The 24,928-nt window shown below is 72.1% G+C and carries 23 protein-coding genes; 19 read left to right on the top strand and 4 right to left on the bottom strand.

Going from position 1 to position 24,928, the window contains the following annotated elements:
• The first annotated feature begins 5 nt into the window (after positions 1–5).
• Genes AB0C28_RS19065 through AB0C28_RS19080 form a run of 4 tightly spaced genes read left to right on the top strand, consistent with a single transcriptional unit; the run spans position 6 to position 3,509 of the window.
• Positions 6–374: a hypothetical protein gene (locus AB0C28_RS19065; RefSeq protein ID WP_357847491.1), complete on the top strand. Its 369-nt coding sequence runs from the start codon at positions 6–8 to the stop codon at positions 372–374.
• Positions 374–1,708, top strand: coding sequence for a hypothetical protein (locus tag AB0C28_RS19070; protein ID WP_358076047.1), 1,335 nt, complete (start codon positions 374–376; stop codon positions 1,706–1,708). Before AB0C28_RS19065 ends, AB0C28_RS19070 begins: the two co-directional genes overlap by 1 nt.
• Positions 1,705–2,754: a hypothetical protein gene (locus tag AB0C28_RS19075; protein ID WP_358076050.1), complete on the top strand. Its 1,050-nt coding sequence runs from the start codon at positions 1,705–1,707 to the stop codon at positions 2,752–2,754. Before AB0C28_RS19070 ends, AB0C28_RS19075 begins: the two co-directional genes overlap by 4 nt.
• The gene (locus AB0C28_RS19080) at positions 2,751–3,509 is read left to right on the top strand and encodes a WXG100 family type VII secretion target (protein WP_357847481.1); all 759 of its coding nucleotides are present in this window, start codon (positions 2,751–2,753) and stop codon (positions 3,507–3,509) included. Before AB0C28_RS19075 ends, AB0C28_RS19080 begins: the two co-directional genes overlap by 4 nt.
• A 92-nt stretch (positions 3,510–3,601) precedes the next feature.
• Here AB0C28_RS19080 and eccB read toward each other — a convergent pair whose 3' ends face one another.
• Entirely contained in the window at positions 3,602–5,035 is a 1,434-nt protein-coding gene (gene eccB, locus AB0C28_RS19085; protein WP_358076053.1) for a type VII secretion protein EccB, read from the bottom strand.
• 93 nt (positions 5,036–5,128) lie between these two features.
• Between eccB and AB0C28_RS19090 the strand changes: the two genes are divergently transcribed.
• Positions 5,129–5,512, top strand: a complete 384-nt coding sequence (locus AB0C28_RS19090; RefSeq protein WP_357847475.1) for a hypothetical protein — start codon at positions 5,129–5,131, stop codon at positions 5,510–5,512.
• 5 nt (positions 5,513–5,517) lie between these two features.
• On the top strand, positions 5,518–6,897 hold the full coding sequence (locus tag AB0C28_RS19095; RefSeq protein ID WP_358076056.1) for a hypothetical protein: 1,380 nt from the start codon (positions 5,518–5,520) through the stop codon (positions 6,895–6,897).
• Positions 6,898–6,914: 17 nt separating this feature from the next.
• Here the strand turns inward: AB0C28_RS19095 and AB0C28_RS19100 are convergent, their stop codons facing one another.
• Positions 6,915–8,354 (bottom strand): prolyl oligopeptidase family serine peptidase, encoded by a 1,440-nt coding sequence (locus tag AB0C28_RS19100; RefSeq protein ID WP_358076059.1) that lies wholly within the window; start codon positions 8,352–8,354, stop codon positions 6,915–6,917.
• Between the two features lie 79 nt (positions 8,355–8,433).
• On the opposite strand from AB0C28_RS19100, the gene AB0C28_RS19105 reads away from it, so the two are divergent.
• Positions 8,434–8,997, top strand: a complete 564-nt coding sequence (locus tag AB0C28_RS19105; RefSeq protein WP_357847466.1) for a helix-turn-helix domain-containing protein — start codon at positions 8,434–8,436, stop codon at positions 8,995–8,997.
• A 42-nt stretch (positions 8,998–9,039) separates the two neighbouring features.
• Here the strand turns inward: AB0C28_RS19105 and AB0C28_RS19110 are convergent, their stop codons facing one another.
• Positions 9,040–13,764, bottom strand: a complete 4,725-nt coding sequence (locus AB0C28_RS19110; protein ID WP_358076062.1) for an FtsK/SpoIIIE domain-containing protein — start codon at positions 13,762–13,764, stop codon at positions 9,040–9,042.
• Between the two features lie 351 nt (positions 13,765–14,115).
• Between AB0C28_RS19110 and AB0C28_RS19115 the strand changes: the two genes are divergently transcribed.
• The 12 genes from AB0C28_RS19115 to AB0C28_RS19170 all read left to right on the top strand — a co-directional run bounded on the left by AB0C28_RS19115 (position 14,116) and on the right by AB0C28_RS19170 (position 24,449).
• The gene (locus tag AB0C28_RS19115) at positions 14,116–14,781 is read left to right on the top strand and encodes a hypothetical protein (RefSeq protein WP_357847460.1); all 666 of its coding nucleotides are present in this window, start codon (positions 14,116–14,118) and stop codon (positions 14,779–14,781) included.
• A 1-nt stretch (position 14,782) separates the two neighbouring features.
• Positions 14,783–15,499 carry a hypothetical protein gene (locus AB0C28_RS19120; protein WP_357847457.1) on the top strand — a complete coding sequence of 239 codons (717 nt, stop codon included), beginning with the start codon at positions 14,783–14,785 and terminating at the stop codon, positions 15,497–15,499.
• Complete coding sequence (locus AB0C28_RS19125) at positions 15,496–16,791, top strand: ATPase, T2SS/T4P/T4SS family (RefSeq protein ID WP_358076065.1); 1,296 nt, start codon at positions 15,496–15,498, stop codon at positions 16,789–16,791. Before AB0C28_RS19120 ends, AB0C28_RS19125 begins: the two co-directional genes overlap by 4 nt.
• Positions 16,792–16,845: 54 nt before the next feature.
• The gene (locus AB0C28_RS19130) at positions 16,846–17,697 is read left to right on the top strand and encodes a type II secretion system F family protein (RefSeq protein ID WP_357847451.1); all 852 of its coding nucleotides are present in this window, start codon (positions 16,846–16,848) and stop codon (positions 17,695–17,697) included.
• Positions 17,690–18,610 carry a type II secretion system protein gene (locus tag AB0C28_RS19135; protein WP_357847880.1) on the top strand — a complete coding sequence of 307 codons (921 nt, stop codon included), beginning with the start codon at positions 17,690–17,692 and terminating at the stop codon, positions 18,608–18,610. Before AB0C28_RS19130 ends, AB0C28_RS19135 begins: the two co-directional genes overlap by 8 nt.
• Positions 18,610–18,846 (top strand): hypothetical protein, encoded by a 237-nt coding sequence (locus AB0C28_RS19140; protein ID WP_357847448.1) that lies wholly within the window; start codon positions 18,610–18,612, stop codon positions 18,844–18,846. The genes AB0C28_RS19135 and AB0C28_RS19140 overlap by 1 nt, the downstream gene beginning before the upstream one ends.
• A 26-nt stretch (positions 18,847–18,872) precedes the next feature.
• A complete protein-coding gene (locus AB0C28_RS19145) occupies positions 18,873–19,271 on the top strand; it encodes a TadE family protein (protein WP_357847445.1) in 399 nt (132 codons plus the stop codon).
• On the top strand, positions 19,268–19,654 hold the full coding sequence (locus tag AB0C28_RS19150) for a TadE/TadG family type IV pilus assembly protein (RefSeq protein ID WP_357847442.1): 387 nt from the start codon (positions 19,268–19,270) through the stop codon (positions 19,652–19,654). The genes AB0C28_RS19145 and AB0C28_RS19150 overlap by 4 nt, the downstream gene beginning before the upstream one ends.
• A complete protein-coding gene (locus AB0C28_RS19155) occupies positions 19,651–20,067 on the top strand; it encodes a flp pilus-assembly TadE/G-like family protein (protein WP_357847439.1) in 417 nt (138 codons plus the stop codon). Before AB0C28_RS19150 ends, AB0C28_RS19155 begins: the two co-directional genes overlap by 4 nt.
• Positions 20,068–20,137: 70 nt before the next feature.
• A complete protein-coding gene (locus tag AB0C28_RS19160; RefSeq protein WP_358076068.1) occupies positions 20,138–22,888 on the top strand; it encodes a BTAD domain-containing putative transcriptional regulator in 2,751 nt (916 codons plus the stop codon).
• Entirely contained in the window at positions 22,885–23,514 is a 630-nt protein-coding gene (locus tag AB0C28_RS19165) for a hypothetical protein (RefSeq protein ID WP_357847432.1), read from the top strand. Before AB0C28_RS19160 ends, AB0C28_RS19165 begins: the two co-directional genes overlap by 4 nt.
• Positions 23,511–24,449: a hypothetical protein gene (locus tag AB0C28_RS19170; RefSeq protein WP_357847429.1), complete on the top strand. Its 939-nt coding sequence runs from the start codon at positions 23,511–23,513 to the stop codon at positions 24,447–24,449. Before AB0C28_RS19165 ends, AB0C28_RS19170 begins: the two co-directional genes overlap by 4 nt.
• On the opposite strand, the gene AB0C28_RS19175 is transcribed toward AB0C28_RS19170, so the two are convergent.
• Positions 24,446–24,877, bottom strand: coding sequence for a MarR family transcriptional regulator (locus tag AB0C28_RS19175; RefSeq protein ID WP_357847426.1), 432 nt, complete (start codon positions 24,875–24,877; stop codon positions 24,446–24,448). The genes AB0C28_RS19170 and AB0C28_RS19175 overlap by 4 nt on opposite strands.
• Between the last annotated feature and the right edge of the window lie 51 nt (positions 24,878–24,928).

Below are 24,928 nucleotides of genomic sequence, written 5' to 3' on the forward strand. Positions count from 1 at the left end.
AAGGCATGAGCGAAAACGCGCCGGAGATGAACGTCGACCCCAAGTTGTTCGACGCGCGGGAGAACTCGCCGTCGAGCATGCGGGTGATCGCGGAGGAGCTGAGGAGCACCTTCGAGGCCCTGATGGGCAAGAGTGAACGCCCGAACGGCAACGTCAACCAGATCTACAAGGGCGGCGAGCTGTCCCGCGCCGAGTTCGGGCAGTGGAACGACGCCACCCGCCTGGCCGCCCTCCTCGGCTCGGACAACGCGGGCAAGAAGTTCGTCGAGGTGTACGAGAAGTTCATCGAGGCGTTCGAGAAGGTGGCCGACGCGGTCGAGGTCAGCGCCGCCAACCACGACAAGGCACGCCGGGAGAACGAGGGTGAGGCCTGATGGGTGATCACGGGTCGGTCTGGCTGGCCCAGGGCGCCGCCGGTCCGTCGGGGGAGTACCCCTCGGAGGACAAGAGCCAGATCAAGCAGTGGCTCGACGGCGCCAACCCGCTCGTCATCGACGGTCAGGGGCAGACCTACCTCAACGCCAGCAGCAAGGTCGAGCAGGCGTACACGGCCCTGGAGACGCACGCCCCCAAGATCGCCGCGATCTGGAAGGGCCCCGACGCCAACAAGGCCAAAGAGGCACTGGAGCTGCTGCACGCCACCGGCAAGGAGCTGTCGGGCGCGCTGCAGAAGATGGGCTCGCAGCTGTCCACGTACGCCCAGCACCTCACGACCGCGCAGACCAAGGTCGACGAGGAGCAGAAGGTCCCGTCGGGCACGGAGGACGCGGCCACCGTCAAGAAGGTGCTGGAGGACATCCACGCCCGGCAGACGCTGCACGAGCTCAACCAGAAGATCGTCGAGGTCTACAACGCGGCCCCGAAGTACCTCAACTACAACCTGCCGACGGTCAGCCTCCCCGGCTCCGGCGGCCCGACCACGACGAACCCGAACTACCCGACCGGCACGCGGTACACGACCACCGGCTCCGGCTACGACGGGTCGAGCGGCGGCAACTACGGCGGATACGACGGATCGGGCGGATCGGGCGGATCGGGCGGATCGGGCGGATCGGGCTCCGGCGGGTCAGGCTCGGGCGGCGGCTCCGACTCGGGCGGCTCCAATCCCGGCGGGACGAACCCGGGCGGCACGAACCCCGGCGGGACGAACCCCGGCGGCTCCGACCCCGGCGGGACCGACCCGGGCAACTCAGGCCCCGGCGCCCCCGGCACCCCTGGGGACCCCGGTCAGACGCCGCCCCCCACCACCACGGGGCCAGGCGACGGCACGGTGCCCCCGGTCATCGGTGACCGCGACACCACCACGACCACCGGCGGCCCCACCACGACCGACTCGCGCCAGACGGACATGGCGAGCTACCGGCCCCCGGTGGTCCCGACCACCCCGACCGTGCCGACGACCATGACGCCGCCGCCCACCACGCTGACCCCGACGCCGGGCTACGGCATGCCGACGCCCGTGGGCGCCGCTCCCGGCATCCCGTCGGTCATCGGCTCTCCCGGTGTCGGCGGCGCCCACCCCGCCCTGGCCGGGCCCGGCTCAGGCCGCGCCGGCGGCGTCGGTCCCGGCGGCATGCCGATGATGCCGTTCATGGGTGGCGCCGGAGGCGGCGGGGAGTACAGCGACCTGGAGCGGAACACGTACATGCCGGAGGACTCCAGCAACTGGACGTCCGGCCATGAGACGACGGATCCGGTGATCGGATGACGAACAACGGTTCAAGCCCCTACGGCGATCTCGGCGGGATGCCCGGCATGGGACAGGGCGTCTCGTTCGAGAAGGGCGAACTCGACCGGGCCGGCGGGAAGATCGACGGCCACGTCCAGTACTTCTCCAGCCTCGGCGAGAAGGCCGACGCCCTGCGTGTTCCCTCGCCGCACTTCAGCGTGCTCGGCATGGGCGTGCAGAGCGCCCACGAGAAGGCGATCCAGAACCAGCGCGACGTGCTGAAGCGCGCCCACGACGCGCTGGCCTCCTGGAAGTCGGCGCTCAAGGCGGCCGACCAGAACTACAAGGCCGCGGAGGACGGGAGCGGCAACCAGTACCCTCCCGGCGGGCTGCCCACCGGCAAGCTGCCCGGCGGCATGAACCCCGGTGGCCTGAAGCCGGGCGACCTGCCCAACGGGGGCGGCCTCGACCTGCCCAAGCCTCCGGGCAGCGACCTTCCCGGTGGTGACCTGCCCAAGCCTCCGGGCAGCGATCTTCCCGGTGGTGACCTGCCGGGCGGCGATGTGCCCGGGGCCGACGTGCCCGGCGCGAACACCCCGGGCGGGCCGGGCACGAACCTGCCCGGCACCGACATCCCCCAGCCCGAGCTGCCGAAGACCGATCCGGCGGACATGAAGGTCCCCAGCATCGACTCGGCGATCAACGACCCGTCGAAGACCGACCTGTCGCAGTTCACGCCGCAGAACCCGTCGCTCACCGGCAACCTGCCGCCGGGCACAGACCCGTCGGCGCTGGGCAACCGCACGGCCGTGCCGAACACGTACGGCGGGCCTGGCGGCGGCGTCAGCGCCGGCACCGGTGCCGGTCTCGGGGCCAACGGCCTGCCGGCCGGCGGCGCGGCGGGATTGCGCGGCGCCGGCCCCGCGGGCGGCGCGCCGATGATGCCCATGATGCCGATGAGCGGCGGTGCCGGCGGCCAGGAGGGCCGCGACCGTGAGAAGACCATCGGGCTGTCGGAGGACGAGGGTCTCTGGATGGGCGATGAGGACATCGCGCCGCAGGTGATCGGCCAGGAGGAAGTGTGAGCGGCAAGGAGATGTTCGACGCGGCGGCGACGATGTCGGCCGGCGCCGCCCTCATGATCCTGCGGCCCTGGGCGTTCTACGTCGCGGCCACCATCGCCACTCTGCGCAGCCATCCCGATGGCATGCGCGACTCGGCCACCAACTGGCGCTCCGCCGACAAGAACGGCGTGACCACCGAGCTCGACAGTCTCGTGGGCGAACTGAACAACCTGAAGAAGGAGCTGAAGGACCAGGGCAAGTGGGAAGGGGGCGCCTTCGACACGTTCGAGGAGGTCCACGGCAACTTCCTCAAGTCGGTCGAGCAGCTCAAGAGCGCGCGCAACGACGCCGGCGACGCCGTCGACTCGAACGCGAACTTCCACTCGCAGGTCGCGGTGGTCGCTCTCGCCATCGCCATCGCCATGGTGGCCTGGGGCCTGTTCGTCTTCGCCGCACGATGGCTGCCCGCCTACAACGCGGTCGTGCTCGGCATCGACGCCGCGCTGGGCAAGGCCATGCTCCAGGGCGCCAAGAAGATCCTGGCGAACAACATCAAGGCGGCCCTGATCCTCACCGGAGTCATCTTCGGCGTCATCACCCTCAGCGAGATGACGGCCAAGTCGTTCCCCACGGTCAAGGCCATGCCGAACGAGATGTCGGCGATGACCGGCAAGGGGAAGACCCCGGACGACATGCGCCAGCCGTTCACCAACGACGGGCTGGAATACGACAAGGAGACCGGGCAGCTCATGCCCAAGACCAACCTGGAGATCTGACCTCCGGCTGATTCGCGTTCGCCGCCGGCTCGATGCCGGCGGCGGCCGTATTTTGGCCGCGCCGCCGGTTCCACGCCGGCGGCGGCCGGGCGTCACTGCGACTGCTGCTGCTGGAGCGGCATGGTGTCCGGCACCGGCGTCCCCGCCGCCGCCGGGTCCAGCGAGGGGCCGTCGGGGATCAGCCGCAGCAGGTGGGCGGGCACCGGCGCCACGTCGGTGATCTCGTAGCCCAGCTTGCCCACGACGTCGGCGGAGGCCAGCCGGAACCTCCTGCCCTGATCCGTGATCAGCGAGTACTGCTGCACCGCCGAGAGCTGCCCGTCCCCGGGCAGGGTCCCGGCCAGCACGGCGGTGCCGGGCGGCAGCAGGACCTGGTCGACCTTGTCGGGGCCGGCGCTGGCCGGCGGCGTCGGGATGCGGATCTTGCTGCCGGTGGACAGGACCGCGCTGGTCGAGCCCTTGAGGGTGTTGCCGTAGACCGCGCAGAGCGGGGCCGTCACGCCGGGCGCGCGGAAGCGCGGCATCGTCTTGGGCATGCCAGGGTTCTGCAGGTTGCGGGCCGACGCCTTGGTCGCGTTGGCGCTCGCGGCGTCGATCGCCGTCTCGCGCACCGGGCTCTTGCCGTACGCGATCTTGCTGGCCGGGTCCTGGAGCAGCAGCATCGCCTGCGTGTGGCTGATCGGGGCCAGGCCGTCGGGGAGCAGGACGTACCAGCGTTCCGGGGCGCCCGCCATGGAGGCCACCTTGTAGACGTGCCCGGCCCTGGCCGTCGCGCCGCCTGGCCCGCGGGTCTTCTTGCCGCGCTGCGGGATCACCGGAGGGGCGAAGTCCGTGCCCGCGGGGATGGCGTTGACCCAGGAGGCGGGCACGCGGCGCGGTGTCTGGTCGGTGAGGCGGTCCACGTTCCGCACGCGCATGCGCTGGTTGGCCCACAGCACCCAGTTCTGCTGCCCGTCGCTGACGACCAGTGCCTCGCCGCCCACGGGCGTCCCGCCGACGTCGATCCCGGCCACGAGCGTGACGTACGCCCTGCGTACGTTGGCGGCGTCGGCGCCCTCGACCACGCAGGCCGACCACGGCGCCTTGACCAGCCGGGCCGGCTTGGGCAGCGAGTCGGGCGCGCCCATGATGCCGACCTTGTGCCCCCGGGTGTAGCCGGCCAGCGACTCGGCCGACACCGTTCTGACCTTGATCTCCTGGCTGTCGAGCAGCAGCCGGGCGGAGACGTAGTTAGCCACCGGCTGCAGCGTGCCGCTCTTCTGGTTGTAGACGTAGGAGGCGCCGGTCTCCTCCTCAAGCAGCAGCTGGCCTGCGTCCGTCAGCTTGGTGGCGTTGCCGGGCTTGAGCAGGCCCCAGATCCCGAACGCGGCCATGATGAGCACCGCGATGATGATCCCCGCGAAGGTGGCGACGTTGTGCCGCCGCATCGGGGATTCGGGCAGATCCGGCTCACCCTGGAGCAGGGCGAGTCCCAGGCGCTGCGTCATGAAGCGATGCGCCTGATAAAGATCCTTTTGGTTCTGCATATTTGCTTATGTTACGCATGTTGACTATGGGTCTTCTGTACGGCAAAGAAACGATCCACTAAGCTCCTTGATCGAGTGCCAAGGGGGAGTCTCATGGGAACGGAACCACCTAAGGACTGGCCGGGGCTCGTCGCCGACCGGGACGGTGTCACGTACGACGCGAAGAAGATCGAGAACATCGCGGGAGCGCTGCGCGAGGCACTGAAGCCCATCGACATGATGGGCACCGGCACCCGGCCGGGCTCCCTCCAGGACCTCAGTATGGTGAGCTACACGCTGACGGCGCTGCGTGAGCAGCTGCAGACCATCAAGGGCTGGGCCGGCGGCGAGTTCGGCTCCCAGCTGGAGAACAGCCACACCGAGATACAGAAGATGTATCAGGATGTGCTGACCAGCCTCAACACCGCGATAGCCCTCGTGGAGGCGGGAGCCGGCACCTACAAGGTGACGAACGCCGCCAACCAGGGCGGGAGCTGATCGGCGTGGGGAAGACCAAGCACCAGGTGCACATGCTGAAGACCCTCTGCCTCGACTTCAGCGTCAAGACGGACGCTTACAACGTCGAGCAGGTCGTGACCCTCATCAGGGGCCTCGACCCCACCAAGGGCATCCCCAAGGCGGCGACCGCCTACGAGAACGCCCACAAGGCCCTCGGCACCGCCAGGGAGGCCGTCAAGGACCAGGCCATCGAGCTGGCCAAGGTCTGGGAGGGCAAGTCCTCGGTCGAGGCGCAGACGGCACTCGGCGTCCTGTACGTCACCATGGGCAAGCTGATCGAGGCGCTGTCCCCCCTCAAGAAGTCCCTGGACGGCCTCGGCAAGGTGGTACAGGCGCACCAGGCCTTCATCGACGACGGCCACAAGGGCATCCTGGACACCTGGCACAACCAGAGCATCGGCTCCTGGAACGACAGCATCCCCGACGTGTGGAGCACGTACAAGGGCTACTACAGGAACCCCAACGGCGGCGTCGGTGACGACAACGTCGAGAACGAGGCCGACCACAGCTGGGGGTCGCAGAACGACCTGGCGGGCGAGCACCTGCAGACGCTCAGCGCGGACCTCCAGGCGGTCTTCATGGAGATGCCGGACTCGGTGGAGTCGACGCTTCCCGACATCAAGCCCCCGGACCCGTGGAACGGCAAGCCGCCGCCGGTGAAGTACCCCAATGGCACGCCCTCGCCGCTCAACACCGGCTCCACCCTGCCCCCGTACGGTCCTCCGTACGGACCTGGCCAGAACCTGCCGGGCGCCGGCGACATCCCCGGCGGGCCCGGCGGTCCCGGCAACGGCACGCCGAACCTGCCCGGCACCGGCGACCCGTCGCTGCCCGGCACCACGACTCCCGGCGCCGGCGACCCGTCGAACCCCGGCCAGCCCGGCGTTCCCGGCACCCCCGGCGCGCCGAACGGGTACGTCCCGAACGGGCAGATTCCCACCACCACCGACCCGAACGGCGCCGTGAACCCGGGGACCATCGGCAGCCCCAAGACCAACCTCCAGGACTTCCAGCCCACCGCCACGAACCAGCCCCTCGGCACGACCCCGCCCTACGGCCAGAACGTCCCCACCACGACCGGCTACAACAGCCCCAGCACGCCGTCGTACGGGCCGGGCGGCGGTCCTGGCACCTTCGGCGGGGTGGGCGGCGTCGGCGGCGCGATGGGCCCGGGAGCGGCCGGAGCCGCCGCCCGCGGCGCCTCCGGGACGGGCGGCATGCCGTTCATGCCGATGGGCGGAATGGGCGCCGGTGCGGGCGGGGCCGACCAGTCCAACGACCGCGAGTCCACGACCTGGCTGCACGAGGACGACGACGTCTGGGGCGGCGACTCCGACTCGGTGGTCAACGGCCGCATCGGCTGACCCGCGCCGCGGGCCGCTCATGGGAGCAGCAGTCCCCAGTACAGCGCCCACGGCACGAACAGCGCGCCGCCCGCGACGACCAGCCCGAGCCGGGCCCGCTCGCCGCGGGTGGCGGCCCGCCGCCACCGCGCCGCGGTGAGCGCGGTCGCCACCACGGTCGCGACCGCGACCGCCTGCAGCGCCAGCCAGACGACGGGCCGGCCGGCCAGCAGCGGCCCCGGCTCGGACAGCTTGCCGCCGGTCATGATCACGTAGAACAGGTACGCGAACCCGCCGGCCACCGCCGTGAGCCCGCCCGCGCTGACCAGCCGCGCCGCCTTGACCGGTGCCACGTCGCGCCGCCCCCTGATCCGCCGGATCAGGGCCACCAGCGGATAGCCGCAGAAGGCCACCAGGAACAGCACCAGCGCCACGAGTTGCGCGCCCGCCGACTCCCACCACGCGGTGGGCGGCACCTCGACGGTCCTGCTCGCCTGCTCGGGCGCGGGGCCGGACACCTGGGCCAGGGGAGCGCGTCCTGACGTGGCCTGGCCGACCCAGGTCCCGACCAGCTCGGGATAGCCGGGCGCCAGCTCGGGCAACCGGGTGACGCCGCCGTCGGGGGTCAGGTGCGCGGCGTGATCGGCGCCGGGGAAGAACCGGAACGTGTACCGGCGGTTCCCGCCGTCCTCAAGGGCCTTGGCGAAGATGGGCGGCGTCTCCACCGGCGGCGTGAGCAGGTCGTGCACGCCCCAGACGGCCAGCACGGGCTGACGCAGCCGCCCGATGACCGGCGCCGGGTCGAAGTAGGGCTGGGGGAACATCCCGCCGTCCGCGATCACCCGGTACAGGTTGTGCTCGGCCCGGTCCACCAGCGACCCGCTCACGCCCGCCTTGCGCAGCCCGGCCGCCACGGCCCAGGTCTGCTGGCGCAGCGGGTTGAGTCCGTTGGCGCCGACGAGGATGACGAAGGCGACGTCCCGCGAACGGGTGGCGGCGATCGGGACCACCCATCCGCCTTCGCTGAGCCCCCAGAGGCCGACCTTGGCCGGATCCACGCCGGGCTGGCGCCGCAGCGTCCCGACCGCGCCCAGCGCGTCCTCGGCGAGCTGCGGGTACGAGCGCTCGAAGAGCGAGTAGCCCTCAGAACGCTTGTCGTAGACGAGCACGGACATGCCCTGCCGCGCGAAGGCCACCGCCTCGCCGAGCAGCTTCTCCCTCGGGGTCCCCGTGCCGGCGCCGTGCACCAGCACGACCCCCGGCCGTCCCTCCTTGGCGTCGACCTGGCTGATCACGCTCCCGCGCAGCTCCAGCCCTCCGCCACCGCGAAAGCTCACCTCGGTCGAGGTCAGATCGGCGGGTACGGCGGGCGCCGGGGTTTCGGCGGCGGCGGCGCTGGTCGCGCCGGGCCAGGCCGACGCGACGAAGACGGTTGACGCGGTTAACACGGTGCTCAGGGCCGCGACGATTCTTCTCATACGGCAGAGACTAGTCTGCAGAGAGCTCTCGGCAAACAAAAGTCTGCAGATATCGTTCGGGAGTATTAGCCTGATCCTCATGAAGGATGAGGAGCCGTACCTGCTCGACGACCCCGAGCGGCTCAAGGCGCTGGCCCACCCGATGCGCCGCCGCATGCTGACCCACCTCAACGTGCACGGTCCCGCCACCTCCACCACCCTCGGCGACCTGCTCGGCGCGAAGACCGGCACGACCAGCTACCACCTGCGCCAGCTGGAGAAATACGGCTTCATCGAGGAGATCCCCGAGCGCTCCACAGGCCGCGAACGCTGGTGGCGCCGCGCCCTCACCCCCAGGGACATGCGCCTGCCCACCCCCGACCAGGTGGCGCCTGAGGACCAGGCCGTGCTGGAGGAGTTCCACCGGGTCGGCTACGAGGAGGACCGCGTCCTGTTCGAGCGCTTCCCCGCCGCCTACCAGGCCGACCCCGCCTGGGCGCGCGGTTCGCGCGGGCTGGCCCGCGTGACGAAGGAGGAGCTCGACGCGTTCTACGAGGAGTACATCGCGCTGCTCATGCGCTACAACCGCCCGCCGGAGGAGGCCCCGCCGGACGCCCGCCCCGTCTACGTCCGCTTCTTCACCCTGCCCGCGGACGAGGACTGAGCTCAGGCGGTGTCCGGCGGGGCCTGCCTGGCCCGTGTGAGGTCAGGCGGTGTCCGGAAGGGCCGCCTGGATCGGGGTGAGGTTGCCCGTCGTCACCAGGAACCCGCGTCCCGCCGGCCCGCCGGTCGTGCCGCGCGGCAGCCGGATCGTGAACAGGTCGCCGTCGGTCTGCCCCTGCACCGCCAGGAGCATCCCCGTACGAGCCTTGCGCGCCTCCGCCACGAACCCCCGGTACGCCACGGCCAGGTCGCCCGTCGTGCCCGCGACGAGCAGTCCGTGGTCTCCGTCGCGCCCGGTCCTGAGCACCTCCTCAAGGGCGGTGCCCAACGGGCCGTCGGCGTTGACCAGCTCGGCGTCGTCCACCAGCACGACGTAGTGACGCTGGTCGGCCAGAATCTCCAGCAGGTCGGTGGCCTCGCCGTTCAGCACGGCCAGCGCGCCGTCGAGGTCACGCAGCGGGCTGCGCCTGGGGGCGACGGCGACGACCGGGGTGCCCTGGGAGATCAGCCAGTGAGCGGCGGTCATCAGCACCGACGAGCGGCCCGAGCGCGACGGCCCGGCGATCACGGCGGCGGGCCCCTGGGCCATCAGGTCGATCCCGAGCGGCGCGAGCGCGTCGCCCCCCGCGCCGAGCAACGCCCACAGGGGCGACGGCGGGCTGAACCCCGGCTCCAGAGCCAGCGCCTGAACGGCGGTGATGCGCATCGGCAGCGCGTCGACCCGCAACGGCGGCTCCCCACCCCACCGCCACACACTCCTCCCGGGCACCACGGCATGCGCGGGCCCACCGCTCCTGCCGGCCAGGCCCGCAGCAGCGGAGTCGGCGTCGGCGGGGCCGGTCGGGTCCGTGGCGGTGCGGGCCAGGGCTTGGAGGGCGGCGACCTGGGCCGGGCCGGCCGGGTCCGCGGCCAGCAGGGCGATCTGGTGCTCCACGATGCCGTGCTCGCCCATCGACAGGGCCCGCCCGGCCGGCATCACCGAGGGCAGCCCCTTGAGCGGGAAACCGGCCAAGCCGTAGTCGGCGTTGTCCGACAGCCGCAGCAGCAGCCGGTCGTCGAACACCGTCGACACCTGCCCGAGCAGCCCCGACCGGTCGGCGCTGACCACCGCCCTGAACCCGACCGCCGGCCCCTCACGCAGCAGCTGGAGCAGCGCCTCGATCAGCCGCCCGTAGTCGTAGCCCTCGAACGCGGCCACGAAGCCCTCCCACCGGTCGAGCATGAACACCAGCCACGGCAGCCGATGCCCCGCCTGCCGGTATTCGGCCAGCGAGGCGTGCCCGGCCTCGGCCAGCAGCTGCTGCCGGCGGCCCACCTCGACCCGCAGCCGGGTGAGCAGCCGTTCCACCCGGTCGAGCTGGTCGCGCGTCACGACGGCGCCGCAGTGGGGCATGGCGACCAGGGGCAGCAGCGCGCCCGAGCCGCAGTCCACGGCGTGCAGGTGCACGTCCTCGGGCGAGGCGTGACAGGCGATGGATCCGGCGATCGTGCGCAGCGCCGTGGACCGGCCGCTGCGCGCGGCGCCGGCGATGAGCAGGTGCCCGCCGTGGGCCACGTCGAGCGCCAGTTGTCGCCGGTCCTGCGCCCACGGCCGGTCGGTGATCCCGAACGGGATCGGCGCCACCTCCGCCCCACCTGACACGCCCGCCGGGTGCCCCGCGAGCCGGTCGGTGGGCCGGTCGGTGGGCCGGTCGGTGGGCAGGTCGGTGGGCAGGTCGAGGACCAGGTGGGTGGGCAGCGGGTCCAGCCACGGGCTCGGCTGGGCGGGCACGCCGACCAGGTTCGCGGCCTCGATGAGGGCATCGGTGACGAGCGTGAGGTCGGTGGTCGACGACTCCTCCTCGGCCGGCCGCGGTGGCGGCGGCAGCGGCTTGCCGAGGGCGCGCCAGGCCACGTCCAGCACCCGTACGCCCCCACCGCCCGAGGAGGGCGCGCCTGGCGTACCACCAGGTCCAGCGGGGGAGCGCCCGCCGACCCGCGCCGTCTGCACGGCCACCGCCGCCCCCACCCCTGAACGCACGTAGCAGCGCCCGGGCGTGGACTTGGAGATGTGCGCGGCGTCCGGCGTGTCGATGACGTCGGCCGACTCGGCCGGCTCGGTCACCCGCAACGCGATCCGCAGCGAGGTGTTGGCCTGGATGTCGGCCGTCACCACGCCGGCGGGCCGCTGGGTGGCCAGGATGAGGTGGATGCCCAGCGACCGCCCCCTGCGCGCGATGTCCACGAGCCCCGTCACGAAGTCGGGCAGCTCGGCCACCAGGGCGGCGAACTCGTCGATGATCAGCACCAGCCGGGGCATCCCCGGCCCCTCGTAGTCGTCGATGTCCTTCGCGCCGGCCGACAGCAGCAGCCGCTCCCTGCGCCGCAGCTCGGCCGCCAGCGAGTCGAGGGCCCGCTGCGTCAGGTGCCCGTCGAGGTCGCTCACCATGCCGACCGTGTGCGGCAGGCGTACGCACTCCTTGAAGGCCGCCCCGCCCTTGTAGTCGATCAGCACGAACGTGAGCTGGTCGGGCCGGTTGGCCACCGCCAGCGAGCAGATGAGCGTCTGCAGCAGCTCCGACTTGCCCGCGCCGGTGGTGCCGGCGATCAGCCCGTGGGGGCCGTCGAGCTTGAGGTCCACGGTGAAGGGCCCGTCGGGGCCGACGCCGATCAGCGCCTCGGTGCTGCCGTGCTTCCGCCACTGGGCGGCCAGTTCCTTGCCTGACGGTACGGGCATGCCCATGAGGTCGAGCAGGCGGGCCGCGTCGGGCAGGTTGCCGCCGGGGTCGTCGCGGCTCACGTCGCGGATCGGGGCCAGCGCCCTGGCCAGGCGGTCGCACCAGGTGACGGAGACGAGGTCGGCGAGCAGCGGGCCGATCACGTCGAGGCCGCCGCCGCGCAGCCGGACGAGGCCGTCGGCGCCGCACGCGGCCACCGTCTGGCACTCCTCGGGCAGCAGGCGCTGGTCGTCGTCGATGGCGAGGGTGTAGACGCCGGAGCGCGGGCCCTGGCGCAGCACCTGCGGCATGCTGGGCAGCCCGCGCAGCACCTGGGCGCCGTCGAGGACCACCAGCACGTCGTACGGGCGCACGTCGTAGGAGGAGAACGTGGGCTTCTCGGGGCCGCCGAGGTCGTCCCAGCCGGTGGGGATCTTGCCCAGTTCGGGGATGGCGGTGTTCTGGCGCTCGTCGATGAGCGCGGCCAGCTCCGCGACCCGGCGCGCGGCCGACTCGGGATCGGCGCCCACCAGCACCACGCACTCCTCGCCCGCGCGCGGCGTGCAGTGCGGCAGCCAGCGCAGCCAGCCCCAGCGGCGCTCGGCGTCGGGGTGCGCGGAGACCACCACGATGGCCAGGTCGCGCGGGCTGTGCAGGGTCGCGGCCTGGGCGATCAGCCAGCTCGCCAGGCTGGTCGCGGCGGAGCGCGGCCCTGTCACGCCGGCCACCCCCAGCCGCCGCATGGGCAGCGCGACCGGCACAGAGCGGCAGATCGGCGGGTCGATGGGCCCGCCCTGCTCCTCCGACAGCTGCAGGTCGGCGGGCAGGTCGGCCAGCCCGACCCGCAGCCTGAGCGCGTCGGAGTCGTGGATCCTGCGCTCCCACAGCCGCCTGCGCGGCCCGGTGGCGGTCAGCAGCACCTGGGCGGGGTCGGGCGCGTCGGCCCTGCGGGCCGCCTCGTCGGCCACCCTGGCCCGCTCGACCGCCGCGTCGTACTCCTCGACCTTCTCCTGCCACTCCTTGACGGCCTTCTTGTGCTGCTTCTTGCCGTGGCGGCGGTCGCTCCACCACTGGCCGATCATGATCACGGGCGTCATGAGGGCGACGAGCAGGTAGTACGGCTGCTTGAGCGCGATGGCCAGGGTCACCCCGAGCACGGCGGGCAGGAGCGCCGCCAGCAGTTGCAGCCGCATGCCCTCGTTCCTGGACGGCTCCTTGGGCCGGACGAACGCGCGCTCTGGCTCGGGCCTGCGCAGCCGGGGCGGGCGGTTGTAGGCGACGCCGCCCTCGCCGCGCGGGGCCAGGTGCGCGTCCTTCGGCTCGATCGAGGTCAGCACGAACACCGAGGAGCCGCAGGTCAGCACGGCCTGGTCAGGCCATTCGACCGGCTCGGTGAGCGGGCGGCCGTCGAGCTCGGGGATCTCGCCGTAGCCGGCCGCGAACTCGGCCGCCTCGCGCTCGGCCGTGCGCGCGGTGAGCTCGGCGACCTCGTCGGCCCAGCGTCCCTTGAGCTTGAGTCTGGGGGCCTCTCCCGGCGGCAGCCAGGTCCGCTCGACGGTGATCGCCTCGGGCGTCACGCGTACGGTGACCGCCTCGGGGGCCAGCGCCGGGTCACCGGCGGCGATGGCGCACATCGGGTCGGAGCCGATCACGTGCACGCCGAGCCCGAGCCGGTGCACGGCCCCTGCGGCGGGCCCGCCCACGACCCGTACCTCGGCCACCCCGCCTGGCTCCGCGACGAGGGTCGCGCGGGCGAGCTGGGGGTCGAGCGTGACCTTGTCGCCGTCGCGCAGCACGGCGGCGACCGGCGCTCCTGGATCGAGCGTCCTGCCGTCGCGCCACAGCGCGGGCGGCCCCATGTCGGAGCGCTCGGGCCGGCGCGGCTGGGGCACGTAGGCGCCGCCCTGGGCCATCCCGTACGGCGCCCGGTTCTTGGGCAGGCGGACCACCGTCGCCAGCGGCGCCTGGTCGCCCAGCGCCGCGCTCAGCTCCGCCACTGTGGCGCCGTCGTCGCCATCGATGACGACGTCACGGTCGCCGTGCCCGCCGATGACGGTGAGCATGATCCGCATGGTGCCGTCTCCTCGGTCGACTTCGGGCGCCAAATTATCGTCCGGAACGTGGTCTGGCGCGCCGGTTGACGGCAATGGCATGGGGAATCGCCGCCGGAGTGGATTTAGTGCTGGATGTCGGCACAAAAGCCGAAATGTGTGTGAATGAAGTGACGGATGTGATTGATGTGGTGGTTAACCGGAAATAGCGGGATTCGTCAACTCGATAGAAACAACAGGCATCGATGAATTCGGCTTGACATCATGTCACCTGCGAAACGAGCATGGGTCCGCGAATTCCGCCAACACCGCCGTGGTGATCCCCACATAATGGCGTGAATTCCGCAATTCACCCCCGGGAGCCCCCCACCCATGAGGACCAGTGAAAAGCCTGCCGCCAACGCGGCGGGGTTGTCCGGCCCGGCCTCGCGCAAGCTCCCCGTTCCACCCAGGGAACGCAAGCCGGCGCTGGCGGCGCTGGCCGTCCTGCTCATCCTCGGCGGCGCGCTGGCCACGACCCTGCTCGTCCTGCGCAGCGGCGACCGCGTCTCCGCCATCCGCGTCACGCAGCAGATCGGCGCGGGCCAGAAGTTCACCCCGCAGGCGATCGAGGAAGTGAAGATCGCCGACACGGGCATCGCCTTCGTCTCATGGACACAACGCGACAAGGTGCTCGACAGCTTCGCGGCCGTCACCCTCCTGCCCGGCACCCTGCTGACCAACGAGATGGGCGTGCGCGCCAGCAGCGAACTCAGGGAAGGAAAGGCCACCGTCGGGCTGGCCCTGAAACCCGGGCAAATTCCGGCCGGAGTGCAGGCGGGCGACCGCGTACAGGTGATATTCGTACCGGCGCGGTCGAGTCAGGGAGAAAGCCGCGTGCTCGCCGCGAGCGCCCTCGTCTTCAGCGTCGGCGACAGGTCGAGAACCGGAAATTCCGGTCAGATCACCGTGGTCGTGGAAGCGCCCGCAGCGCCCGAGATCGTGGCCGCCGCCTCCGCGGGAGAGGTCGCCGTGGCCGAGCTTCCGGGGGCACGCTGACGTGGCGCTGATCGTACTGGCGGCCGACAAGGGCGCGCCGGGGGTGACCACCGCCGCCACGGCCCTGGCAGCGGTGTGGCCGCGGCCCGTGCTGCTCGCCGAATGCGACCCCGCGGGCGGCGACCTCGCCTACCGGCTGCCCGCCGCCGACGGCGGCGTGCTCAACCCCGGCAGAGGGCTGCTCACGCTGGGCGCGACCGCCCGCCGCGGGCTTGAGGCGGCGCAGATCCACCAGCACACCCAGAAGATCATCGGCGGGCTCGACGTGCTCGTCGGGCTCACCCACGGCGAGCAGGCGGCCGGGCTCGCCTGGATGTGGGGCGCGCTCGGCCGGGCGCTGGCCGCCATGCCCAACGCCGACGTGATCGCCGACTGCGGCAGGCTCGGCGCGCATCCGCAGCTCGGCGACCTGATGGCCGAGTCCGAGCAGGTCGTGCTGCTCACCAGGGCCACCCTCGACCACGTGGCCCACCTGCGCGAGCGGCTGCAGGTCAGCAAGGCCCACGGCGTCGTCGTGATCGCCGACCCGCGCAACTACCGGGGCTCGATCGAGGACGTACGCAGGATCGTCGGCCACAGCGTGCAGTTCGTGCACGGCCTGGCCTACGACCCCAAGGGCGCCGAGCTGCTGCGCGGCCAGTGGGGCGGCCGGCTCGACCGCTCGCTGCTCATCCGTACGGCCAGAGACCTCGCGGGGAGGCTGGTGAGTCACCGATGATCGACCACTCCCTCGTCAAGCGCTTCCGCCAGGAGGTCGGCGACCGGCTGGCCCACCAGCGCCGGCTCGACCAGGCCAACGGCCTGCCCCCGATGAGCGGCGAGGACGAGCGTCAGTTCGCCCGCGCGCTCATCTCCCAGGTGCTGGAGGAGCACGCCCGCAGTGAGATCGGGCTCGGCCGCACCCCGCCCACCGTCGAGGAGGAGGAGGCGCTCGCGGCCGGCATCCACGCGGCGCTGTTCGGGGTGGGGCGGCTGCAGCCGCTGCTCGACGACACCCAGGTCGAGAACATCGACATCAACGGCTGCGACAAGGTGTTCGTCAGCTACGCCGACGGCCAGGAGCTGACCCACGACCCGGTCGCCGAATCCGACGACGAACTGATCGAGCTGATCCAGATCCTGGCGGCCTACTCCGGGCTGTCGAGCCGGCCGTTCGACACCGCCAACCCCCAGCTCGACCTGCGCCTGCCCGACGGCTCCCGGCTGAGCGCGGTCATGGACGTCACGGTCAGGCCGGCCGTGTCGATCCGGCGGGCCCGCCTGGGCAAGGTCTTCATGTCCGACCTCGTGGGCAACGGCACGATCGGCCCCGACGTCGGGCGCTTCCTGTCGGCCGCCGTCGCCGCCCGCAAGAACCTCATGATCGCCGGGTCCACCAACGCCGGCAAGACCACCCTGCTGCGCGCCCTGGCCAACGAGATCCCGCCCGGCGAACGCCTCATCACCGTCGAACGCGCCCTTGAGCTGGGCCTCGACCAGTTCCCCGAGCTCCATCCCAACATGGTCGCCTTCGAGCAGCGCCTGCCCAACTCCGAGGGCCAGGGCGAGATCTCCATGGCCGAGCTCGTCCGGCGCTCGCTGCGGATGAACCCCAGCCGCGTCATCGTCGGCGAGGTGCTCGGCGACGAGATCGTCACCATGCTCAACGCGATGACCCAGGGCAACGACGGCTCCCTGTCGACCATCCACGCCAACTCCAGCATGGAGGTCTTCAACCGCATCTCCACCTACGCGCTGCAGGCCCGCGAGCGGCTGCCGATCGACGCCACCCACATGCTCATCGCCGGCGCCATCGACTTCGTCGTCTTCATCGAGAAGCGCAACGACTACCACCTCGGCGGCAAGCTGCGCCGCTACGTCTCCAGCATCCGCGAGGTCAACGGCTGCGACGGCCGGGTGCTGTCGAGCGAGGTCTTCGCGCCGGGCCCCGACGGCTGCGCCGTCCCGCACGCCCCGCTCTCCTGCCTGGAAGAGCTCGCCGCCCACGGCTACAACCCCGGGGGCTGGTGACGCATGACCGCCGCTGTGCTCACGACCGCGGGCCTTCCTGGAGGTCGATGACGTATGCCGTTCACGTTCGACCCGCTCGCCCTGCTCGCGGGGGCGGCCGCCGGCGGCGGCCTGTTCCTGTTCTGTCTCGCCCTGTACGGCCTGCGCCCCCGCCCGACCAGGCCCAAGCGCCACCTGATCAAGGTGCTGACCACCCGCGCCGCCGTGGCGGCGGTGGCCGCCACCCTGGTCCTGATCGTCACCGGCTGGCCGGTCGTCGCGGTGGGCACGGTGCTGCTCGTGTTCGCCTGGCGTGGGCTCGCCGGCGGCGCGGCAGAAGAGCGCACGGCCATGCAGCGCCTGGAGGGGCTGGCCGCCTGGACGGAGTCGCTGCGCGACACGATCGCCGGCGCCGCCGGCCTCGAACAGGCCATCCCGTCGTCCATCAGGGCCGCCGCCCCCACGCTCAGACCCCACCTGCGCGCCATGATCGACCGGCTGCACACCAGGATGGCGCTGCCCGAGGCGCTCGGCCGCTTCGCCGACGAGCTCGACGACCCCTCGGCCGACCTCGTCGTGGCCGCGCTCATCCTCAACTCCAAGCTGCGCGGCCCCGGCCTGCGCGACGTGCTCGGCGCGCTGGCCGTCTCCGCCCGCGAGGAGCTCGACATGCGCCGACGGGTCGAGGCCGAGCGCCGGGCCACCCGGCGCAGCGTGCAGATCGTGGTGATCACCGCGCTGGCCTTCGCCGGAATCCTCGTCGTCTTCAACCCCTCCTACGTCGCCGAGTACGAGGGCGTGCTGGGCCAGGCGGTCCTGGTCGTCGTGGCCGGGCTGTTCGGCGCCGGGTTCGCCTGGATGCGGCGGCTGGCCAGGTTCGACAAGCCCACGCGGCTGCTCATGGGAGGAGGCGGTGGCGATGGTTGAGGGCGCGCTGGCGGGAGCGGTGGCGGGGCTCGGCCTGTTCGTCCTGCTCAGGGCGCTCTTCCCGGCCCGTCCCGGGCTGGTGGCGCGGCTGCTCGCGCTCGACGCCGTACGCGAGGACGCGGGCGCGCCCCGCATCCAGCTCGTGCTGCCCGACGAGGAGGTCAGCGCGTTCCGCCGCGGCCTCGGCACCCGCCTGGCCCGTCTGTACGGCGCCCGCGGCTGGGAGGTCAGGTCGGCCAAGGCGGACCTGGCCCTGCTGGGCCGCTCGTTCGAGGCGTTCCTGGCCACCAAGGTGCTGCTGGCGGCCGGTGGCCTGCTCGTCTTCCCGCTGCTGCTCGCCTGGCTGGTGCTCATGGAGTGGGGTGCCTCCCTGACCGTGCCGTTCTGGGCCGCGATCGTGGCGGCGGCCGTCTTCTTCTTCCTGCCCGACCTGCAGATCAAGCGGGACGCGGCGGCCCGGCGGCGGGACTTCCGCCACGTCGTCGGGGCCTTCCTCGACCTCGTCTCCATGAACCTGGCCGGCGGGCGCGGCGTCCCCGAGGCCCTGATGATGGCGGTCTCGGTCAGCGGTGAGCAGCCCAACTGGGCGATGGGCCGCATCCGTGACGCGCTCGGCGGCGCCAGGATCGTCGGCATCACCCCGTGGCAGGCGCTCGGCCAGCTCGGCGAGGAGATCAACGTCGACGAGCTGCGCGACCTGTCCGCCGCGCTCGGCCTGGTCGCGGACGACGGCGCGAAGGTACGCGCCTCGCTGACCGCCAGGGCCGCCACGCTGCGCCGGCGCGAGCTGGCGGAGATCGAGGGCCGGGCCGGCGAGCGCTCCCAGTCGATGCTCGTCGCCCAGCTCCTGCTGTGCGCCGGTTTTGTGATCTTTCTCAGTTATCCCGCCGCTATGAAGATGTTGGGGGTCTGATGAACCATCCCTGGATCGTGTATTTCACCGCGTTCATGGGCGATCGTCTCCACCGTGCCAGGACCGCCCCCACCCGGGGCGCCTCCGCCGTCGAGTGGGTGATCATCACCGCGATCATCGCCGGCGTCGCGCTCGGCCTGGCCACGTTGATCGCCAACCTGGTCGAGCAGCAACAGGCGCAGATCCAGGAGAACTTCGGCGAAGGCGGTGGCGGCGGCGGTGGCGGCGAGCCGTGATCGTCCGCCCTCGGGACGAGCGTGGCGTGACGGTGATCGAGCTGGCCCTGCTCATGCCGGTCATCCTCGCGACCGCGCTGCTCATCGTGCAGGTCGCGCTCTGGTTCCATGCCCGCGAGGTCGCCGAGGCGGCGGCCCAGGAGGGCGCCAGGGTGGCCAGGTCGGCACCGTTCGACTCCGGCGCCTGGGAGGGCGCGGCCACCGCGAAGGCCACCGAGATCGTCCGGACGATCGGTCCCCGGCTGCTGCGCGAGGCCACGGCGACGACCTCGGAGAAGGAGCCCGACGAGCGCTTCGTCACGGTGACCGGCAGCGCCGTCCAGGTGATCCCGCTGCTGCCCGACCTCGCGTTCACGATCACCGCCACCGCGGGCGGCCCCGTCGAGTGCTTCAGGCCCGACAACGGCGGAGAGGACTGCGAGTGAACGAGCGGGGCTCGATGGCGGTGGAGACGGTCATGCTGGCCCCCGTCTTCCTGCTGTTCCTCATGTTCCTGGCCGGCGCCGGCGTGGTGGTGGAGTCGCAGGGACGGGTCAACGGGGCCGCCCGCGACGCCGCCCGCGCCGCTTCCGTGCAGCGCACCCAGGACGAGGCCGAGGGCGCCGCCGAGGCCATCACCACGAGCGTGCTCCAGGGGCGCTGCCAGTCCTCGGAGGTCTCGCTCGCCGAGTCCGAGTGGGAGCAGGGCGGCCAGGTGCACGCCGAGGTGACGTGCGAGCTCGACCTGGGCTTCCTCGGCTTCGGCGGCACCCAGCGGCTGACGGGGACCGCCGTGGTGCCGCTGGAGCAGTTCAGGAGGATCGAATGAGGCCCGGCGAGCGCGGGTCCATGTCGGTGTTCACCGTGCTGTTCTCGGTCGTGGTGTTCCTGCTGGCCGGACTGCTGGTGGACGGCGGTTCGGCGATCAACGCCCGGCTGCGCGCCGCCGACGTGGCCGAGCAGGCCGCGCGGGCCGGCGCCGACGAGCTCGACGTCGACCACCTCAGGCAGACCGGTCAGACCCGGCTGCTCGGCGAGGACCAGGTGTGCGCCAGGGCCGACGAGATCGTCACGGCCGTGGGCGGCGACGACGTGAGCCCGGGTGAGTGCTCCGTCGGCCAGGGCCAGGCACTGGTGACGGTCACCGTCTCGGTCCGGTGGGAGGCGTTCTTCCTCAGCGCCATCGGCCTGTCGGGCTCCGAGATGACGGGCGAGGCCACGGCCGCGCCGGAAGCGAGATAGACCGAATCCCGCCACTCGATGGAGGCGGGGACACATGAGCCACGACGCTTGACCGGAGAAGGGAGAGGCGATGCCGACGCGAGAGCCCGCGCGTTCCCACGGACGTCATGTGCCCGTGCCCGTGCGCGTCCCGGCCCGGCGCCGTGCCGGTGACGTGCTGGCCGGCCTCGGGGCGCTGGTCGTGCTGGTGGCGCTCGTGGGCGGCGTCCCGTACGCGCTGCTGACCTTCGTCGGGCCGCCGATCGCGCCCGAGCTGCTCGACATCGACGTGCTGACCAGCAACGTCGGCCCGAGCACGATCATCGCCGTCCTGGTGCTGCTGGTGTGGCTGGCCTGGTTCCAGCTGTTCGTGTGCGTGCTGGTCGAGGTGTATGCCGGCGTCCGCAGGGTCGGCATGCCCGCCCGGGTGCCGATGTCCGGCGGCATGCAGTTCCTCGCCAACAAGCTCGTGTCGGCCGTGCTGCTGCTGTTCACGGCGGGGGCGATGGTGGTGCCGCTGGCCAAGCTGGCGCCCACGCCCGCGGCTCCGCCGGTGACGGCGGTCGCGTACTCGGCGCCGCTGGTCGAGCAGACGCTGGAGACGCACAAGACCAAGAAGGTGTACGTGGTGCAGCCGCCGCACGGCCGGCACCACGAGAGCCTGTGGGAGATCGCGGAGAAGTGCCTGGGAGACGGCCGCCGCTATCCCGAAATTTACCGACTTAATCAGGTGAAAGAGCAGCCGGACGGCAGCCGCCTGCGCATGGCGGACCTGATCAGGCCCGGCTGGGTGCTCGACATGCCGGACGACGCCAGAAACGTGCACATCGTTCCCTCCGGCCAGCCGCGCGAGCAGACGCTGCGCGAGCACCCCGGCAGGGCGCAGGCCGAGACCAGGCCCGACACGCCGGAGCGCAGGACGCAGGACAGGACTGAGGGCAAACACCGCCAGCAGGACCAGCGGGAGGACCGCAAGGAGGCCGACCGCCAGGGGAGCACGCAGACCGAGCGCCAGGACGATCGCGGCCCGCAGACCATCATGCGGGAGGCCCAGGACGGCGACCTGACCGACTACCTGGCCGCCGCCTCGCTGGCCGCTGCCGGGCTGCTGCTCGTGCTGGCCAGGCGGCGGCGCGAGCAGCTCTGGCGGCGCGTGTTCGGCCGCAGGATCGTCCGCCCGCGCGACGACGCCGCGCAGGCCGAGGTCGCGCTGCGGCTCGGCGGCGACGCGCCGGGCGCCCGCGTCCTCGATGTCGGGCTGCGCGTGCTCGGCGCCGAACTGGCCGCCCAGCGCCGCACCCCGCCCACCGTGTACGGGGCCCACCTGTCGGCCCGCACGCTCGACCTGTGGATCCACCCGGCGGACGACGACCCGCCCGCCCCGTGGACGGCGGCCGACGGCGGCCAGGTCTGGCGGCTGCCCGCCCACGAGGGCCGCCTGCTGCCGGAGGGCGGGCCTGGACAGGGCGGTGCGCCGTACCCCGGGCTGGTCTCCATCGGCACCGACGACGGCGGCCGGGTGCTGATCGACCTGGAGGCCGCGCAGGGCCTGATCAACGTGCGCGGCGCGCACACCACCGCGGCGCTGGCCGCGCTCGCCGTCGAGCTGGCCACCAACCGCTGGTCCGACCGCATGCGCATCACGCTCGTCGGCTTCGGCGAGGAGCTGACCGCCATCGCACCCGGCCGGATCAGGGCCGTCGGCGGCCTGGCCGAGGTGCTGCCCGAGCTGGAGGCGAGCGCGGCCCCGCGCATGGAGGTGCTGACCGGCCGCATCACCGGCAGCCCGCGCAGCGCCCACTACCTGCTGTCCGCGGTCGCCCCCACGCACGAGGAGGCCCGCCGCCTGGCGCTGCTGGCCCGCCGCGACACCGCCGGCTACGTGCTGGCGGGCGAGGTCCCGCACGCGACCTGGACCCTGGAGATCGACGAGGACGGCCGGGCCAGGCTCGCCGAGCTGGGCTTCGAGGTGGAGGCCCAGCTCCTGCCCCGCCGCCACTACCGCGCGCTGATCGACCTGTTCCGCACGGCCGACCGCCTCGACGGCGAGCTCATGTCCGAGCCGGAGCCGCTGGAAGGGCTGCACCCGCCCGCCGTCGAGATCAGGATCCTCGGCCCCGTCGAGATCACCGGCCTGCCCCCGCTGGAGGAGGGCCGGATGGCGCTGGCGACCGAGCTGCTGGTCTACCTGGCGACCCACGTCGGGGGCGTGCATCCCGTGGTGCTCGGCGGCGTGCTGTGGCCGCGCGGCGTCCAGGACATGGTCAGGGACGCCACCATCGCCAGGGTCGCCCAGTGGCTGGGCCCCGAGAACCTGCTGACCGACGAAGCGGGCCGGCTGCGGCTGGGGCCCGACGTACGGACGGACTGGGCGTTGTTCCGCGAGCTGGTCCGCCGTTCCCACGGCGACCCCACGGCCAGGGCCGTGCTGTTGGAGAAGGCACTCGGCCTGGTCCGCGGCCCGCTGCTGGCCGGCCGCAGGTCCGGCGGATACACCTGGCTGGCGGCCGACGACCTGGAGTACGACGTGAGCGCAGCCGTGGCCGACGCCGCCCACCAGCTCTGCGAGATCCGGATCGCGGGCGGCCAGCCGGACGCGGCGGTCGCGGCCGTGCGCGCGGCGCTGCTGCTGGCGGCCGACGACGAGGGCCTCTGGCGCGACCTGCTGCGGGCCACCCACGCCACCGAGGACGTCGTCCGGCTGCGCGCCGTCGTCGAGGGGCTGACCAGGCGGGCGGCCTCGCACCCGTACGGGGGCGGGATGGCCCCCGAGACCGAGGCGTTGATCGAGGAACTGCTGCCTTCGTGGCGCATCCATGTGGTGAGGGAGTCGTCGGCATGAGACGTACGGCGATCGTGCCGGTCCTGGCACTGAACCTGCTGCTGGTGGCCGGCTGCGGGCCGGCCGAGCGGCCGTACCAGCCGGGGGAGGGCGCCGCCTCCGCGCCCCCTTCTACTACGGCCGCGGCGGAGCCGGAACCTGCGGAGAGCGAGACCCCGGGAGCGGGCACGGTCTCGATCGGCGGCGGCAAACTCAAGGTCACCATCGACTGGCCCGCCAAGCGGGATCCGCTGATCCAGCTCATGGCCGACTACCACCTCGCCACCAGGAAGGCGATCGCCTCCGGAAACGATCGATACCTACAGGATCTGGATCTCGAACTCACCGGGGCCCGCGAAGCGTACGACTGGGTGTCTCAGTACACCGAACAGGACAAGAGCATGAAAGGCACGTCCCGCCTCTACAACCTGCGTGTCGCCGCGAAGCTGGACAAGGGCGCGCAGGTCAACGCCTGTGTGGACGATCGGGGCGCGCGCGTGGTCCACACGCGTACCGGCAAGGCGGTCGTGCCCCAGCCCGACTGGATCCGCCGGCCCCACCTCCATGCCATCCTCGTCCACCGGAGCGACGACGGTGTCTGGCGGATCAGGACATTTCGCTACAGCTATAAGGGGTGCCCCGTATGAAGGTCCTGATCGCGATGGTCGCCGCGGGCACGATGATGCTCGGCGCGCCCCCGGAACAGCCGAGCGGTGAGACCTTCATCGACAACGGCAAGACGAAGGGGATCGTGCTCAACCACTCCGACGTCATCGTCTCCGGCAACGGGGCCCGCGGCGGCAAGTCCGACGGTTACGTGCTCAAACGCCCCTGCTGGTACGAGCCCCGCACGAACGCGGCCGACATGCTCAAGACGCAGGAGAGCCTGCGGGCGTACTGGTTCCGCCACACCAAGAACCCGACCGAGGAGAAGTTCAAGGAGTTCCTCAAGCAGTTCCAGGACAAGATCGGCAAGGAGGGGCGCTGGTGGGGGCCGGCGTACGACGCCTCCGACCCCAAGGGTGAGGCCTGCTTCTCCGCCCTCGACCCCTTCGTCTTCGTACCGCCCGGCCAGACGCCGCCGTCCGGCATCACCATCCAGGAGCTGGCCGAGATCGCCAGAGCCGCGCTGACCGTGCCCGAGCCCACCGTCAAGCTCAACCCCGACGCCAAGAGCTACGTGAACCTGCCGACCTGGGTGTGGCTCGACGGCATCGGCGAGACCCGCCGCTCGGTGACCGCGACCATCCCCGGCGTCATGAGCGTGACCGTGACGGCCGCGCTGGAGGACGTCAAGATCGACCCCGGCACCACGAAGGACCGCGCCGAGGTGCACGAGGAGGGCTGCGGGGCGGCGGGCAAGCCGTACGTCAAGGGCGGCACGTTCGCGTGCGGGGTGCGTTACCTGCGCTCCTCCATCGACCAGCCGCGCGAGCAGTACACGCTGACCGTCACGACGGTGTGGCCGGTGACGGTCGAGGGCAACGTGGTGCCGTTCCAATTCGCGCCGGTGCAGTTGGACACGACGCGGGACGTACCGGTCGGCGAGATCCAGAGCAACGTCACCCCACCGGCGAGTTAGGTCAGGACGGAGGCGAGCGGGGCCAGCTCCGGCTGCTCCGCCGCCTCGGCCAGCACCTCCTTCAGCACGGCGTCGTGCGTCGGCCCGGCCAGCGCCAGCAGTTCCCGCCCGGCCGGCGTGACCTCCGAGTAGATCCCGCGCCGATCGTCCCGGCACAGATAGCGGCGCAGCAGCCCCCGGTTCTCCAGCCGGGTCACCAGCCGCGTGGTGGCGCTCTGGCTCAGCACGACGGCCCTGGCGAGCTGCTGCATGCGCATGTGCCACCCGTCCTGCCTGGCCAGCACGTCGAGCACGGTGTACTCGCTGACGCTCAGCCCGTGCTCCTTCTGCAGCGCCTTCTCCAGCCGCTCCTCGATCTTCCCGTGCAGCGCGGCGAGGGTGCGCCAGCCCTGGGCGCGCGCTTCGGCGGCATCATCGGCAATGGCCATGTCGCGGGCTCCGTCCCCTATGGTTCTGCGCTCGCCTAGTGGGCGTCCGCA

Origin of the sequence: Nonomuraea sp. NPDC048892 (assembly GCF_040649735.1) — a bacterium.
GTDB lineage: Bacteria > Actinomycetota > Actinomycetes > Streptosporangiales > Streptosporangiaceae > Nonomuraea > Nonomuraea maheshkhaliensis.